Genomic DNA, 13,180 nt, shown 5'->3' with positions numbered 1-13,180 from the left:
AACTGCTCTCACGCCCGCCGCGGGTGGGGTTCTCGCCGTCGGCGGGCGCGGGCGGTGTGTGGCCGGGCGCGCAGTTCCCCGCGCCCCTTACGGGCGCCCCCCGTGGCCCTGACGGGCGCTCCCCTGGCCGGCGTTGGTCATTCCGCCGTCTTTCTCGCCAGGGCGTTGTTGCCGATCGAGTTGTGGACGCTGAAGCTCACCGCGTCCGAGCGGTAGCGGTCGTCGGACCATTCCACCGGGCGGCCCTCGCGGGTGGTGGTGACCCGGCGGACACGCAGCAGGGGGCTGGTGCGGCGGACGCCGAGGAGGTCGGCGTCCTGGGCGCTCGCCGCGACGGCGTCGATGACGTGCTCGCCGTACGCGAAGACCAGACCGGTGTCCTCCAGGAGCCGCTGGGTGACGGAGGGGCAGTCCGGTTCGATCGCCGCGACGGCGGGGGAGATCCAGTCCGCGTACACCGTGCGTTCGACGAGCACCGGTTCGCCGTCCAGGCCGCGCACCCGCAGCACGTGCAACACGGGCGTCTTTTCGGGGAGTTGGAGGCGCACCGCGTCCTCCGCGGTCGCCGGGCGGTACTCCTGCGCCACCACGTGGCCCGTGGCCTCGCGCCCCATCGCCCGCGCCCACTGGGCGAAGCTGCGCAATTCGGCGAAGCTCTGGCTGCGACGGCCGGCGAGGACCACGCGCCGGGCGCCCTGGCGCGACCCGATGAGCCCCTCGGCGGTCAGGGCCGCGACGGCCTGGCGGACCGTGCCGCGCGAGACGCCGTAGTGGGCCGCGAGGTCGGTCTCCGCCGGCAGCAGACTGCCCACGGTGTACTCCTCGCGGTCGATCGCCCGCCGCAGCTCCTCGGCGATCTCCTCGTGTCGCGCCGTCATTCTTCCCCTCTGGTTCAACCGCTGTGCACAGCCTGATCAGCCTAATCGACAGCGGACGGTGATCCGCCCGGGCTGGAATTGTGCAGGGAATAGGGGGTCGCGGTTTCACCGACGTTCACGAACAGGACACCATCGGCGGGCCTACTGAGGCCAACTTGTTCAGACAAGTTCTCCGCTCATCCCACCCTCGTGCGTCACCCTGGAGAGACCGTGACCGTGTTCCTGCCGAGGACCGCCCTCCTCACCGGCGGCCTCGCCGTCGCCGCTGCGCTCACCCTGAGCGCCTGCGGCGCCGCTCCCGACGACAAGGCGACCACCGCCGACGGCAAGAGCGCGGCCACCGCGACCTCCGCCGCGGACTTCGGCGGTCTCGACGCCCTCACCAAGGCCGCGAAGAAGGAGGGCACGCTGCACGCGATCGCCCTTCCCCGCGACTGGGCCAACTACGGCGCGCTCATCGACGGCTTCACCAAGAAGTACGGCATCAAGATCCAGGTCGAGACCCCCGACGGCTCCAGCCAGGACGAGATCAACGCCGTCACCTCGCGCAAGGGCCAGGACCGCGCCCCCGACGTCCTCGACCTCGGCAGCTCCTTCGCGCTGAGCGCGGCCCAGCAGGGCCTGCTCGCCCCGTACAAGGTCGCTGCGTTCGGTGACCTCCCCGAGGGACAGAAGGACACCGCGGGCCGCTGGTTCAACGACTACGGCGGCTACATCTCGATCGGCTGCGACGCCAAGAAGGTCAAGGAGTGCCCGACGACCTTCAAGGACCTGCTCAAGCCGCAGTACAAGGGCCAGGTCGCGCTCAACGGCAACCCCACCAAGTCCGGTTCGGCGTTCGGCGGCGTGTACGCGGCCGCGCTGGCGAACGGCGGCTCCTTCGACGACATCCAGCCCGGCCTCGACTTCTTCGCCGAGCTGAAGAAGAACGGCAACTACACGCCCGTCGAGTCGACCCCGGCCACCGTCGAGAAGGGCGAGACGCCCATCAGCATCGACTGGGACTACCTCAACGCCGGATACGCCGACGAGTTCAAGGCCAAGGGCCTCGACTGGAAGGTCGCCATCCCCTCCGACGGCCAGTACGCCCAGTACTACTCCCAGGCCATCAACAAGGACGCCCCGCACCCCGCGGCCGCCCGCCTGTGGCAGGAGTACCTCTACAGCGCCGAGGGCCAGAACCTGTGGCTCAAGGGATACGCCCGCCCGGCCCTGATGACCGCGATGGACAAGGCCGGCACGCTCGACAAGACCGCCGCCGCCAAGCTCCCCGCCGTCTCGGGCACCCCGAGCTTCCCGACCGAGGACCAGCAGAGCAAGGCCAAGACCGTGCTCGCCCAGGGCTGGGGCAAGGCCGTCTCCGGATGACCACCGCTCTCACCGAGGCCCCGGCCGACGTGACGCCCGCCGCTGCCCCCGGGCAGCGGCGGCGCCGCGCCACCGGCCCGCTCGCCGTCCTCCCGCTGCTCGCCTTCGTGGCGATCTCCTTCGGCGTCCCCGCGCTCGCCATGCTGAACGGCGCCTTCACCGTCAAGGACCAGGCCACCGGCGCCACTTCGTACACCACGGCGAACCTGACCGGGTCGTTCCAGGGCGCCTACCTGACCGCGCTCGTGGGCAGCGTCAAACTGTCCGCCGTCTCCGCCGGACTCGCGACCCTGCTCGGACTGCCGCTCGCGCAGGCCGTGGTGACCTCCCGCTTCCGCGCGCTGCGCGAGGCCGTGCTCACCGCCTCCGGCGTCCTCGCCAACTTCGGCGGCGTCCCGCTCGCCTTCGCCTTCGTCGCCACCCTCGGCAACTCCGGTGTACTCACGAGCCGTCTGAACCTCACCGAACATGGCTGGAACCTCTACAGCTTCTGGGGCCTGGTCGTCGTCTACCTGTACTTCCTGATCCCGCTCATGGTCCTCACCATCACGCCCGCCCTCGACGGCCTGCGCTCCCAGTGGCGCGAGGCGGCACGGAACAACGGCGCGACCTCGGCGCAGTACTGGCGGCACGTGGCCCTGCCGGTCCTCGCGCCCTCGCTCCTCGGCGGGCTCGTGCTCCTCTTCGGCAGCGCCTTCGCCGCGTACGCCACGGCCGCCGCCATGGTGGGCAGCGCGGTGCCGCTGGTCACCCTGCAGATCGCCGACGCCATCTCCGGCAACGTGCTGGTCGGCCAGGAGAACGTGGCACTCGCCCTCAGCCTCGACATGGTCCTCATCGCGGGTCTGGTCATGGCCGTGTACCTGCCCCTGCAACGACGGAGCGCGCGATGGCTCGCCTGAACCCGTGGCGCTGGGTGGTCCTCGCCCTCGCCGCGCTGTACTTCCTGGTGCCCCTGGCCGCCTCCGTGGTCTTCACGGTCGACGTGCCGGGACAGGGCGTCACCCTCGACGCCTACACCTCGATCGTGTCCGCCGACGGCTTCGTCCCCAGCCTGCTGCTCTCGCTGGAACTCGCCGCCGCGACCATCGCCGTCGTGCTGCTCCTGATGGTGCCCGCCATGGTCGCGCTGCGGCTCGGCTCGCCCCGGCTGCGGCCCGTGGTCGAGGTGGTGTGCTCCCTGCCCCTCGTGGTGCCGCCGATCGCGTTCGTCGCCGGCATCTCCACCGTCCTCAAGTGGGGGCCCGAACACCTCTCGCGCACCCCGCTGTTCCAGACCTTCGTGGCGATCCAGGACCCGGGCTTTCCCGTCGTCCTCGTCCTCGCGTACGTCGTGATGGCGCTGCCGTTCGTGTACCGGGCCCTGGACGCGGGACTGCGCGCCATGGACGTGCGCACCCTCGTCGAGGCCGCCCGGAGCTGCGGCGCGAGCATGCCGCAGGCGCTCGTGCGGGCGGTGCTGCCCAATCTGCGCGGCGCGCTGCTCAACGCCTCCTTCCTCACCCTGGCCCTGGTGCTCGGTGAGTTCACGGTCGCGAGCCTGCTCGGCTACCAGCCGTTCGCCGTGTGGATCTACAGCGTCGGCGGCTCGCAGGCCCAGATGTCCGTCGCCGTCTCCGTGCTCAGCCTGTTCCTCACCTGGGCACTCCTTCTCGCGCTCGCCGTCCTCGGCGGCCGCTCCCGTACCGCTTCCGCCTCCCGGGGATGAACATGACCGTCGCCACGCTCGACAAGGCCGCCACCGTCGAATTCCGCGGACTCAGGCGGGAGTTCGGTCCGACCGTCGCTCTCGACGGCCTCGACCTCACCGTCCGGCCCGGTGAACTGCTCGCCCTGCTCGGCCCCTCCGGCTGCGGCAAGACCACCGCGCTGCGGATGCTCGCCGGCTTCGAGCACCCCGACTCCGGCGAGGTGCTGGTCGACGGCCAGGACATCACCCGGGTCCCGGCGCACCGCCGCGACGCCGGGATGGTCTTCCAGTCGTACAGCCTCTTCCCGCATCTCAGCGCGCTGGACAACGTGGCCTTCGGGCTGCGGATGCGCAAGGTGCGCACGGCCGAACGCCGCTCCCGCGCGGCCGAGTTGCTCGACCTCGTGGGCCTCGGGGACAAGGGCGAGCGGTTCCCGCACCAGCTCTCCGGCGGCCAGCAGCAGCGGGTCGCGCTGGCCCGCGCGCTCGCGCTGCGGCCACGTGTCCTGCTGCTCGACGAGCCGCTGTCGGCGCTGGACGCCAAGGTGCGGCTGTCGCTGCGCGAGGAGATCCGCCGGCTCCAGCTCGAACTCGGCATCACCACCCTGTTCGTGACCCACGACCAGGAAGAGGCCTTGTCCATGGCGGACCGGGTCGCGGTGATGCGGGCCGGGCGGCTGGAGCAGTGCGCGTCGCCCGCCGAGCTGTACGGGCGTCCCGCCACCGCCTTCGTCGCCGAGTTCGTGGGCACGATGAGCCGGATCCCCGGGACTCTCGGCGGCGACGGGGTCGACGTCCTCGGCCGGCGGCTGCCGGTGGACGGGGACGCGCCCGCCCCGGGGGCGGTGGACGTGCTGGTGCGGCCCGAGGCGGTCCGGGTGAGCGCCGACGCCTCGGGGGACGCCCGGGTCGTCGCCACCGCGTTCCTCGGGGCGGCCACGCGGGTGACCGTGCGGCTCGCCGACGGCACCGAGGTCAAGGCCGATGTGGCCACGCACGAGGCCGCGGCGCTCGCGTCCGGCGCCGCCGTGACGGTCACCCTCCCGGACCGGCCCGTTCTGGTCGCCGCGCGTCGCGACTGAGACGCGTCCGGACCGAGGCGTCCGGCGCCGCCCGAACCGCGGGTGCCCGCTCGGGGCCCACAAGCGACGATCGCCCCCTCCGCCCCTGCCCGTCCCTTCCTGGGGCTCCGCCCCGGACCCCGCTCCTCAAACGCCGGAGGGGCTGGATCTTGCCCCGCACCGGAGAAGCAACCCGAGGGGCTGGATCCTGCCCCGCACCGGGGAAGCAGCCCGAGGGGCTGAACTCTGCCCTGCGTCCGCGAAAGTGGCCGGAGGGGCTGGAAGCTCGATCCCCCCAACCGAGAAAGAGATCACCGTGACCCATCGCACCACCGCCCGGTCCTCCCTCCAAGCCGTTCTGTTCGACATGGACGGCACGCTCGTGGACACCGAGCGGCTCTGGTGGGAGGCGGTGGAGGAGGTGGCCGGCGGGCTCGGGCACGTCCTGACGGGGGCCGATCAGCCGCATGTCCTCGGCCGGCCCGTCGAGCACACCGCCGCCTGGCTGGCCGGGGTCACCGGCGCAGCGGGGGAGGAGACCGCAAGCGAACTGCACCGGCAGTTCGCCGACCGGGTCCGTACGGGCATCGTGCCGCGCCCCGGAGCGAGGGAACTGCTCGACGCGCTCGCCCGTGAGGGCGTGCCCACGGCTCTGGTGACCGCCTCCCCGCGGGCGGTCGCCGACACCGTGCTGGAGGCGCTCGGCGCCGGACGCTTCGCCGTCTCCGTCACCGCCGACGACACCGGGCGCACCAAGCCCGCCCCCGACCCCTACCTCGCCGCCTGCCGCGCCCTGGGGGTCGACCCCGCCGCCTGTGTCGCCGTCGAGGACACCCAGACCGGCGTCACCTCGGCCGAGGCGGCGGGCTGCGCCGTCCTCGCGGTGCCCTCCCTCGCGCCAATCGCGCCCGCCGCCGGCCGCACCGTGCTCGGCAGCCTGGAGGAGGTCTCCCCGGCCCGGCTGCGGGCCATGGTCGCCCCGGGCGAGCTGCGGGTGATGAGCTGGAACCTCTGGTTCGGCGGCACCCGGGTCGACGGGTACCGCGAGAAGCAGCTCAAGGTCATCACGGAGACCGGGGCGGACGTGGTCGGCCTCCAGGAGACGTACGGGGACGCGGCGCGCGAACTCGCCGAGGCCCTCGGCTGGTACCACCACCGGGCCGGCGACAACCTCGGCGTCATCAGCCGCCACCCGATCACCGCCGCGCTCGGCGACCCCGACGTCGGCTTCTACGGGGGAGCCGGGGTCCGGATCGAACTGCCCGGCGGCCGGCGGGTGGACGTCTGGAGCGTCCACCTCGACTGTGACCCCTACGGTCCCTACGAGGCCCGTTTCGACGGCCTTCCCGCGGCCGCACTGATCGCGCACGAGAGCGGCCGGCTCGCCCGGATGCGGGAGATCCTGCGGCGCGTCACCGACACCGGCGACGCGTCCGTGCCGGTCGTCCTGACCGGCGACTTCAACGTGCCCTCGCACCTGGACTGGCCGGACGTCGCCTGGCCGGTGACACGGGCCACCGAGGAGGCGGGCCTGCGCGACTCCTACCGGGAGGCGCACCCCGACCCGGTCCGGGACCCGGGACACACCTGGTCGCCCGTCCACACCGAGCACGAGGACGGCAGCGGGCGCCCGGAGCCGCAGGACCGGATCGACTTCGTCCTGCACCGGGGCCTGACGGTCCTCGACTCCCGCACGCTGGTCGCCGGAACCCCCCGGGCCTGGCCGGATGTGGCGGGCAACGACTGGCCCTCCGACCACGCGGCGGTCGTCACCGTGTTCGCCCTGCCCGGCTAGGACGGTCGCGGGACCGGGGACGGAGCGGGTCACTAGTTGAACGTTGAGTCAGTCCGGGCCATTGCGGTCCGGGCGGGCCATCCATTACTTTGAGCCGCGATCGCTACCAGCGAGTAACAGCCGATGGGTTACCAAACGTCACCCGGCCATCCGACCGTCCTGTCGCCCTGGGGAGACCATGCGCTGGCCCATCGGCCGTACGCCCACGGTCCGTTCGCGGATCGTGGCGCTCTCGATCGCTCCCGTGATCGCCCTGATGACCCTGTGGAGCTTCGCCATGGTGTCGGTCACCGGCGAACTGCGCGCCCTCGTCCGCCTCCAGGACGTCTACGAAGGCTTCGGCACCCCCGTCGACACGGCGGTCGGCCAGATCCAGATCGAACGGCGCCTCGCCGCCGCGTACCTCGGCTCGCGGCACGAGACGCAGCCGGGCGTCGACCTGCTGGCCCAGGAACGCCGCACCGACCGCGCCGTGACCGCCCTGCGCGCGGCGGTCCGCGACGGGGACCGCGGCCTGCTCTCCGGCGGCCAGCGGCACGCGCTCGACACCATGCTCGACTCCGTCGACCGGCTGGAGGGACTGCGCGGCCGGGTACTGGCGCACCGCGTCACCTGGGACCGGGCCGTGGCCGAATACAGCGCCCTGGTCGAACCGGGCTTCGACGTCGAGTCCGCGCTCACCGCGCTCCAGGCGGGACAGCTCGCCCGTGAGGCGCAGGTCGTCGTCGAACTGGTGCGGGTACGGGAGTTCGTCTCGCGCGAGGACGCGCTCGTCGCCGGGGCACGGGCCGCCGGAACGCTCACCGACCGCCAGTACGACACCCTCACCGCGACCATCGAGGACCGCCGGGTCTTCGAGCAGACCTACGTCCCCGACCTGCCGGCCGACTCGCGCGCCCTCTTCGAGACCTTCCAGCGCGACGGCCTCCACCAGGAGCTGACCCGGGACGAGGACGCCCTGCTGCGCGCGGGCGCCCACCGGGCCGGCGAGGCCGTCGCGGCCGGCTCCTGGCGCACCACCACCGACCGTGCCGTCAAGCGGTACATGCGGCTGTGCACCCAGTCCGCGATCAACTCCGCGGCCCGCGGAAAGGCCTTCGCCTACCGGGAGCTCGCCAAGGCCGCGATCGTCGGCGTGCTGGGACTGGCCGCCGTCGCCCTGTCCCTCTGGCTCGCGGTGCGCGGAGCCCGGCGCATCTCACGCCGTCTGGAGTCGCTGCGCGACGCCGCCGACCTGCTGACCAATCGCCAACTGCCGCAGGTCATGGCACGGTTGAGCGCGGGTGAGGAGGTCGACGCGGCGGCCGAGGCGCCCCCGCTCGCGGACGTCGAGGCGGTGGCCGACGAGATCGGCCAGGTCGGCCGGTCCTTCAACACCGCCCGGCTCGCCGCCGTCGAGGCCGCCGTCAAGCAGGCCACCCTGCGCCGCGGGCTGTTCGCGGTCCTCCTGAACATCGCCCGCCGCAACCAGGCGCTCGTCCACCGCCAGCTCAAGCTCGTCGACACGCTGGAACGCCGTACGGACGACCCCGACGTCCTGGACGACCTGTTCCGGATCGACCACCTCACCACCCGCATGCGGCGCCACGCCGAAAGCCTCATCATCCTCTCCGGCTCCGCCCCGGGCCGCCGTTGGCGACGGCCGGTGCCCGTCGCCGAGGTGGTGTCCTCCGCGGTGAGCGAGATCGAGCAGTACACCCGCGTCGTGGTCCCCCCGATGCCCGAGGTGGGTGTCGCGGCGGACGCCGTCGCCGACGTCGTGCACCTGATCGCCGAACTCGTCGAGAACGCCACGGTGTTCTCACCGCCCCGCACCCAGGTCACCCTGCGCACCGGGCGGGCCGAGAGCGGGTTCGTCCTGGAGATCGACGACCGGGGTCTCGGTCTCGCGCCCGACCAGATCGACGAGGCCCACCGCACCCTGACCACACCGGAGGACTTCGACCCGACCCGGCACGACCGGCTCGGGCTGTACGTGGTGGGCCGGCTCGCCGCACGGCACGGCATCAAGGTCACGCTGTGCCGCTCCCCGTACGGCGGCACGACGGCCGTGGTGCTGCTCCCGGAGAGCGTGCTCGCACCCGTGGACACCGATCGTCCGGCGCCGGGCCCGGCGCCGGCGGCGCTTCCCACGCGCACCGCCACCGCGGTCCTCCCGGCGCAGCGCACGGCGTCCGAGGAGCGGGAGGACGGCTCCGTACCGCCCGGTGAACCGGCTCCGGAACCCCCCGGGCTGCCCACCCGGGTCCGTCAGCGGGCCCTCGCCCCGGAGCTGCGCACCGCGGCCCCGGCGGCCGACGGGACACCGGAACGCGAGATCACGCCGGAGGAGATGCGCGCGGTCTTCGGAGCCTTCCAGCGCGGCCTCGACCGAGGCCGCAAGGGCCTGCCCACCCGGCCGGGGACCGGCGAGCCCGGTTCCGCGCCGTCCGGCCCCGCCCAGAGAACCGACACCGAGGAAGGGACGGACGCCGACGATGCGCCCTGACCAGCTCCCAGAGCAGCCCGCCCGGACCGCTCCGGCCCGGCACCAGGATCCGGCGGTCGGCCACCTCGGGTCCGAGGACGCCGACGAACGGCCCGGCACCGATCTCGGATGGCTGCTCGACGATCTCGTGGCCCGGACCGACCACGTCCGCCAGGCCGTGCTGCTCACCGCCGACGGCCTCCCGCTGAGCTGCTCGGACGGGATGCGCAGACGGGACATCGAGCACCTCGCCGCGGTGTGCTCGGGCTTCCACAGCCTCGCCCTCTCGGTCGGCGACCGCTTCGCCGCGGGCGGGGTCCGCCAGACCATGGTGATGCTGGACGACGCCTACCTCTTCATCACCCCGGCGGGTGACGGGAGCCGGCTCGCCGTGCTCAGCGAGGTGCAGACGGACGTCGGTCAGCTCGCCCACGAGATGGAACTGCTCGTCCGCCGCGTCGGCCGCCACATGGCCGCCGCCGTACGTTCGGCGGCCGACCCCGCGGGCCGCTGACCCGGCCGTGACCGACGAGCACTGGTACGAGGACGAGACCGGGCCGATGGTGCGGCCCTACACCGTCACCGGGGGCCGCACCCGGCCCTCGGACCGGCACGTCATCGATCTGATGTCGCGGGTCACGGTCCTGGAGACGGGCGCCGGGCAGCCCGGGGTCGACCACGCGGCGGCGGCGCTGCTCGACCTGGCCCGCCGCGGCCCCCGGCCGGTCGTCGAGCTCGCCGCGGACGCCGACCTGCCGCTGACCGTCGTACGGGTCCTGCTCGGCGACCTGGCCGAGGCCGGTCTGCTGACCATCGACGAGCCCTACCGTCCGCCGGACGGAGCGCCCGCGGCCGACCCGGAACTGCTGCGCGAGATCGTGGAGCGACTGCGCGACCTGTGACGCGCGGTCCGCAGCCGGGACCCCGGCCACGGGAGACCCCGGGCCGCCGACCCGGGCCGGAGCGGGGCAGACCGCGGCCAGGCCGGGCCCGGCCGGGGCCGCGTCCGTGGCGCACCGGGACCGATCCCGCCTGTGACCTGCGTCTCCAGGCGCTCGGGACCTTCGGGGCCTTGACCTCGGGGGCGCGTCGAGGTGCGCAACGAATCGCCGCCGGAGGCGGGGGGCACGCAACGAATCGTTCGGTGGCGCGCAACAGGTCCTTCTTGTCCCCCCGAGCCGGCCGACCGTACCGTCTATCTGACCCCCCGAACCCCCTCGTACCGGTGGAGAACCCGCATGCGCACAGCCCTGCTCCAGAGCTCCGGCCGCCCCGGCTCGGTCGTCGAGAACCTCAAGGTCCTCGACGAGGCCGCGGGCCGTGCCGCCGCCGCGGGCGCCGGGCTGATCGTGACGTCGGAGATGTTCCTGACCGGCTACGCCATCGGCGACGACATAGCGCGCCTCGCCGAGCCCGCCGACGGCGACTCCGCCGACGCGGTGGCCGAGATCGCCACTCGGCACGGTGTCGCCGTGGCCTACGGCTACCCCGAGCGCGAGGCCCCCGGGACCGACGCCGGGGGGCCGGTCTTCAACTCCGTGCAGCTCATCTCCGCGGAGGGCACCCGGCTCGCCAACTACCGCAAGACCCACCTCTTCGGCTGCTTCGAGCACGAGCACTTCACGCCCGGCGAGCAGTCCGTCGTCCAGGCGGACCTGGACGGTCTGCGGGTCGGCCTCATGATCTGCTACGACGTCGAGTTCCCGGAGAACGTCCGCGCGCACGCCCTCGCCGGCACCGACCTGCTGCTCGTGCCGACGGCGCAGATGCACCCGTTCCAGTTCGTCGCCGAGTCCGTCGTCCCGGTGCGCGCCTTCGAGAACCAGATGTACGTCGCCTACGTCAACCGCACCGGTCCGGAAGGGGAGTTCGAGTTCGTCGGACTGTCCACCCTGGCCGGCCCCGACGGCATCGCCCGGGTGCGCGCGGGCCGGGGTGAGGAACTGGTCGTGGCCGACGCCGACCCGGTCCTCCTGGCCGCCTCGCGCGAGACGAACCCGTATCTGAAGGACCGCCGCCCCGGCCTCTACGGGTCCCTCGTCTGATCCTCCGCCCCGGCCCGCCCCCGGCCGGTCCGACAGCCCTCCCCTCACCAGCCTTCGCGCAAGGAGTCCGTACCCCATGACGTCCACCGTGCCCAACGCCGTCCAGCACGCCGACGTGCAGCAGCCGCCGATCACCATGTTCGGCCCGGACTTCCCCTACGCCTACGACGACTTCCTCGCGCACCCCGCGGGCCTCGGGCAGATACCCGCGACCGAGCACGGCACCGAGATCGCGGTGATCGGCGGCGGACTGTCCGGCATCGTGGCCGCGTACGAGCTGATGAAGATGGGTCTCAAGCCCGTCGTGTACGAGGCCGACGAGATCGGCGGCCGGCTGCGCACGGTCGGCTTCGAGGGCTGCGACCCCTCGCTGACCGCCGAGATGGGCGCGATGCGCTTCCCGCCCTCCTCCACCGCCCTCCAGCACTACATCGACCTGGTCGGCCTCCGGACCACCCCGTTCCCCAACCCGCTCGCCGAGTCGACGCCCTCGACGGTCGTCGACCTCAAGGGCGAGTCGCACTACGCGACGTCCGTCGACGACCTCCCGCAGGTCTACCGCGACGTGATGAACGCCTGGAACGCGTGCCTGGAGGACGGCGCCGACTTCTCCGACATGAACCAGGCCATGCGCGAGCGCGACGTCCCGCGCATCCGCGAGATCTGGTCGAAGCTCGTCGAGAAGCTCGACAACCAGACCTTCTACGGCTTCCTGTGCGACTCGGAGTCCTTCAAGTCCTTCCGGCACCGCGAGATCTTCGGCCAGGTCGGCTTCGGCACCGGCGGCTGGGACACCGACTTCCCGAACTCCATCCTGGAGATCCTGCGGGTCGTCTACACCGAGGCAGACGACCACCACCGCGGCATCGTCGGCGGTTCCCAGCAGCTCCCGCTGCGTCTGTGGGAGCGCGAGCCGGAGAAGATCGTCCACTGGGCGTACGGCACCTCGCTGTCGACCCTGCACGACGGCGCCCCGCGTCCGGCCGTCACCCGGCTGAACCGCACCGCGGGCAACGGCATCACCGTGACGGACGCGAACGGCGACATCCGCACCTACAAGGCGGCCATCTTCACCGCCCAGTCCTGGATGCTCCTCTCCAAGGTCGCCTGCGACGACTCGCTCTTCCCGATCGACCACTGGACGGCGATCGAGCGCACGCACTACATGGAGTCGAGCAAGCTCTTCGTGCCCGTCGACCGGCCGTTCTGGCTGGACAAGGACGAGGAGACCGGCCGTGACGTCATGTCGATGACGCTCACCGACCGGATGACGCGCGGCACCTACCTCCTCGACGACGGCCCGGACAAGCCCGCCGTCATCTGCCTCTCGTACACGTGGTGCGACGACAGCCTCAAGTGGCTGCCGCTGTCCGCGAGCGAGCGCATGGAGGTCATGCTGAAGTCGCTCGGCGAGATCTACCCGAAGGTCGACATCAGGAAGCACATCATCGGCAACCCGGTGACCGTGTCCTGGGAGAACGAGCCCTACTTCATGGGCGCGTTCAAGGCCAACCTGCCGGGTCACTACCGCTACCAGCGCCGCCTGTTCACGCACTTCATGCAGGACACGCTGCCCGAGGACAAGCGGGGCATCTTCCTCGCGGGCGACGACATCTCCTGGACGGCCGGCTGGGCCGAGGGCGCCGTCCAGACCGCGCTGAACGCGGTCTGGGGCGTCATGCACCAGCTCGGCGGGACGACCGACCCGACCAACCCCGGGCCCGGCGACGTCTACGACGAGATCGCGCCGGTGGAGCTGCCCGAGGACTGATCCTCGCCCCGGGGGGGGGGGGGGGGGGGGGGGGGGGGGGGGGGGGGGGGGGGGGGGGGGGGGGGGGGGGGGGGGGGGGGGGGGTGGGGGGGGGGGGGGGGGGGG

11 protein-coding genes are annotated in these 13,180 nt (G+C 72.7%); 10 read left to right on the top strand and 1 reads right to left on the bottom strand.

What is annotated here, in order from left to right; genetic code table 11:
* Positions 1 to 137 precede the first annotated feature (137 nt).
* The gene (locus ACZ4TO_RS32845; protein WP_468026158.1) at positions 138 to 878 is read right to left on the bottom strand and encodes a GntR family transcriptional regulator; all 741 of its coding nucleotides are present in this window, start codon (positions 876 to 878) and stop codon (positions 138 to 140) included.
* Positions 879 to 1,088: 210 nt separating this feature from the next.
* Here ACZ4TO_RS32845 and ACZ4TO_RS32840 point away from each other — a divergent pair, with 210 nt between their 5' ends.
* From ACZ4TO_RS32840 to ACZ4TO_RS32795, 10 genes are all read left to right on the top strand, one after another.
* Positions 1,089 to 2,246: an ABC transporter substrate-binding protein gene (locus ACZ4TO_RS32840; protein WP_382795639.1), complete on the top strand. Its 1,158-nt coding sequence runs from the start codon at positions 1,089 to 1,091 to the stop codon at positions 2,244 to 2,246.
* Positions 2,243 to 3,148: an ABC transporter permease gene (locus ACZ4TO_RS32835; RefSeq protein WP_468026157.1), complete on the top strand. Its 906-nt coding sequence runs from the start codon at positions 2,243 to 2,245 to the stop codon at positions 3,146 to 3,148. The genes ACZ4TO_RS32840 and ACZ4TO_RS32835 overlap by 4 nt, the downstream gene beginning before the upstream one ends.
* A complete protein-coding gene (locus tag ACZ4TO_RS32830; protein ID WP_382795633.1) occupies positions 3,136 to 3,954 on the top strand; it encodes an ABC transporter permease in 819 nt (272 codons plus the stop codon). Before ACZ4TO_RS32835 ends, ACZ4TO_RS32830 begins: the two co-directional genes overlap by 13 nt.
* 2 nt (positions 3,955 to 3,956) lie before the next feature.
* Positions 3,957 to 5,018: an ABC transporter ATP-binding protein gene (locus tag ACZ4TO_RS32825; protein WP_468026156.1), complete on the top strand. Its 1,062-nt coding sequence runs from the start codon at positions 3,957 to 3,959 to the stop codon at positions 5,016 to 5,018.
* A gap of 289 nt (positions 5,019 to 5,307) precedes the next feature.
* Positions 5,308 to 6,792 carry an HAD-IA family hydrolase gene (locus ACZ4TO_RS32820; RefSeq protein WP_468026282.1) on the top strand — a complete coding sequence of 495 codons (1,485 nt, stop codon included), beginning with the start codon at positions 5,308 to 5,310 and terminating at the stop codon, positions 6,790 to 6,792.
* 178 nt (positions 6,793 to 6,970) lie between these two features.
* Complete coding sequence (locus ACZ4TO_RS32815) at positions 6,971 to 9,280, top strand: sensor histidine kinase (RefSeq protein ID WP_468026155.1); 2,310 nt, start codon at positions 6,971 to 6,973, stop codon at positions 9,278 to 9,280.
* The gene (locus tag ACZ4TO_RS32810) at positions 9,270 to 9,773 is read left to right on the top strand and encodes a roadblock/LC7 domain-containing protein (RefSeq protein WP_382795624.1); all 504 of its coding nucleotides are present in this window, start codon (positions 9,270 to 9,272) and stop codon (positions 9,771 to 9,773) included. Before ACZ4TO_RS32815 ends, ACZ4TO_RS32810 begins: the two co-directional genes overlap by 11 nt.
* 7 nt (positions 9,774 to 9,780) lie before the next feature.
* Positions 9,781 to 10,161 (top strand): DUF742 domain-containing protein, encoded by a 381-nt coding sequence (locus ACZ4TO_RS32805; RefSeq protein ID WP_468026154.1) that lies wholly within the window; start codon positions 9,781 to 9,783, stop codon positions 10,159 to 10,161.
* A gap of 336 nt (positions 10,162 to 10,497) precedes the next feature.
* Positions 10,498 to 11,304, top strand: a complete 807-nt coding sequence (locus ACZ4TO_RS32800) for a carbon-nitrogen hydrolase family protein (protein ID WP_382795619.1) — start codon at positions 10,498 to 10,500, stop codon at positions 11,302 to 11,304.
* A gap of 76 nt (positions 11,305 to 11,380) precedes the next feature.
* Positions 11,381 to 13,075: a flavin monoamine oxidase family protein gene (locus tag ACZ4TO_RS32795; protein WP_382795616.1), complete on the top strand. Its 1,695-nt coding sequence runs from the start codon at positions 11,381 to 11,383 to the stop codon at positions 13,073 to 13,075.
* Positions 13,076 to 13,180 lie beyond the last annotated feature (105 nt).

The sequence above is a fragment of the Streptomyces sp. NPDC028298 genome, from assembly GCF_055565895.1.
Note: the sequence above shows the minus strand (reverse complement) of the source record. Positions and strands in the feature narration are given on the sequence as shown.

Coding starts and splice junctions, on each gene's coding strand:
- ACZ4TO_RS32835 (WP_468026157.1), top strand. CDS start 2,243: ATGACCACCGCTCTCACCGAGGCCCCGGCCGACGTGACGCCCGCCGCT.
- ACZ4TO_RS32825 (WP_468026156.1), top strand. CDS start 3,957: ATGACCGTCGCCACGCTCGACAAGGCCGCCACCGTCGAATTCCGCGGA.
- ACZ4TO_RS32845 (WP_468026158.1), bottom strand. CDS start 878: ATGACGGCGCGACACGAGGAGATCGCCGAGGAGCTGCGGCGGGCGATC.
- ACZ4TO_RS32800 (WP_382795619.1), top strand. CDS start 10,498: ATGCGCACAGCCCTGCTCCAGAGCTCCGGCCGCCCCGGCTCGGTCGTC.
- ACZ4TO_RS32830 (WP_382795633.1), top strand. CDS start 3,136: ATGGCTCGCCTGAACCCGTGGCGCTGGGTGGTCCTCGCCCTCGCCGCG.
- ACZ4TO_RS32810 (WP_382795624.1), top strand. CDS start 9,270: ATGCGCCCTGACCAGCTCCCAGAGCAGCCCGCCCGGACCGCTCCGGCC.
- ACZ4TO_RS32795 (WP_382795616.1), top strand. CDS start 11,381: ATGACGTCCACCGTGCCCAACGCCGTCCAGCACGCCGACGTGCAGCAG.
- ACZ4TO_RS32815 (WP_468026155.1), top strand. CDS start 6,971: ATGCGCTGGCCCATCGGCCGTACGCCCACGGTCCGTTCGCGGATCGTG.